Genomic DNA, 2192 nt, shown 5'->3' with positions numbered 1-2192 from the left:
CAAATTTATAAAGATGCACTAGAAAGCTTTATCAAACATATGCCAGATTATGCCTTTACAGATGATCAAAAAGCTTTAGCATACAGCGATTTTATGGCTAAAACATTCTTAGGTGTATTTCAAAGTGCAGTCCAAACTGCCTTAAGTATAGATCAAAATGAAGTTGCTACACGAGATGCACAAAATCAAAGTGCATTGGGCATACTTGCTAAGAAAAAAGAAGTTGCTATGCTTGCAAATCAAGTTAAAGAAAGCTTTTTTAAAATACAAGCAAGTAAAATGCAAACAGCACAACTCCAAGCTCAAGCTCTACAAGATAAGATTAAAGCAGAAGTCTTACACAAAAGTGCTAATGATAATGCACAAATCAATAAAGCAAACTGCATGGTAAGCTATCAAAATGTCCTTGCTAATGCGAATAAACCAGATTTATTAAAAAGCTATGATATGCAACAAACAACAGTTGATGCACTAAAAGCTATAGGTGAGGCAGCTATTAGTGATTATACAGATGAATGGAAAAAGGTGCAAATCCCAGATTATAATACAGGATTTGATACAACTATACTTGAGATATATGTAACTAAAAGTGTAATCGCAGTAGATGAGATTGTGGGATTTCATATCGTTACTTCTGTAGAGCTAAGAGATGTTGAATGGGATTTTGGTGATGGTGAGATAAGCACACAAAAAGATAATATATTAAAATCTTTCAATAAAGAGGGAACATATATTATAAGATTTAAAGCATTAATAGAGGTTGAGAATAAAGACTATAAAGCAAGTAATGAAAATACAGATATGCAAAATCTAAGCACTAATGAGGATGATATAAGTGCAAATACAAAAGATAAATTTATATACAAAGAATATATAAGGGAATTAGAGATCTTAGTGTGTTAGTTTGTGTGTTTTCATCTCAACTTGATTAGATTCTATTATAAAACCCATGCACTAAAGAGTTTCTAGCTTTATAAACTCTTCTTTATAGATCAGGGCTTTAGTGTGTTTATTTGATGGTTACATATAGAGTAAGCTATAAAAGTTGGCCACGTGTATAAAAAGTCAAATTTCTCTTGTTTTTATGCTCTCATCTATGACATATCTATAAAAGTTGGCCACGTGTATAAAAAGTCAAATTTCTCTTGTTTTTATGCTCTCATCTATGACATATTATTCTTGCTTAGCTTCACGCCACATTTTAAAGTTTTAGCTCCTTTCATACACACGCCACAATTTGGCTTCACTTTTTAAGTTTCATGAGCAACATGCCTTGTTTGTGCTTCCTCACGCCACATTTTAGGAGATTTTTATATTTTATATGTTTGTTTGTATTAATACGCAAGGGAGAGCATATAAAAAAGATTGTTTGCATGTGTTTTGCCTTGCAATACATTGAAATAGAGCAAAGAGTGCGAGAATTTTATAAAATTGCAAGAAATTGCAAAAATTTAAACATGCTTTTTGAGTTAAAATGGAATCTAGTTAGAGCAGATTTGAAGTAATTTTGGTGAAATTTATGAGATTTTTGGGCAACAGATAGATACAAATCTGCTTGTTATGTGCGTATTGCTCTATTTTAGGGATACACACAAGCATATATCATATCTTATGCTAGGCTTTAATCTAGGAAGTAGGATAGAACTTAAGATTTAAAGCTCTCTTGCGTATTGTTTATGGCTGCAAGAGGCTTATTTGAAGATATGAAGCTTTCTTGCTTTGCTAAATTTCTTGTAGTCTAAGCAGAGAAAAAGACACATAAATGTCATCTCATGGCACAAATTTTGACACACATGGTCATTTTGTGCCCTATTTTGCGGACTTTATATAGAATTACAATTCTATTAATTAAATTTTAAGGTATTTTTAAGGTTAAAAAAGTTTATTAAGGTTGGCTTGGAAGCTAGACTTCAATGGCTATTTACATACTATCATCATAGGTGATATGAGATACAAGGGAAAATTTATCTTTCATAATAAATACACTTACCCAATTAAGCTAACTTGCTTCATATAAGTTACAATATTACACACAAGCATATAATTTTTAAAACTTTTTTCTAATCAACTTTCATAAACTCACACAGATAGAAAAAATATCGGTTTTTTGGGAACTTGGAGGGGGTATGTTTGCCAAGCCCATCTTTTTTATTCCAGCTTAGAGCTTATAAATCAACTTGACAATGAAAAAA

1 protein-coding gene is annotated in these 2192 nt (G+C 31.3%); it reads left to right on the top strand.

What is annotated here, in order from left to right:
- A partial coding sequence (locus LS81_RS12210; protein ID WP_034347953.1) for a PKD domain-containing protein occupies nt 1-903 on the top strand: 903 nt, incomplete at its 5' end.
- Nucleotides 904-2192: the final 1289 nt, after the last annotated feature.

Origin of the sequence: Helicobacter trogontum, assembly GCF_000765905.2 — a bacterium.
GTDB lineage: Bacteria > Campylobacterota > Campylobacteria > Campylobacterales > Helicobacteraceae > Helicobacter_A > Helicobacter_A trogontum.
This window is presented reverse-complemented; position numbering and strand designations above follow the sequence as displayed.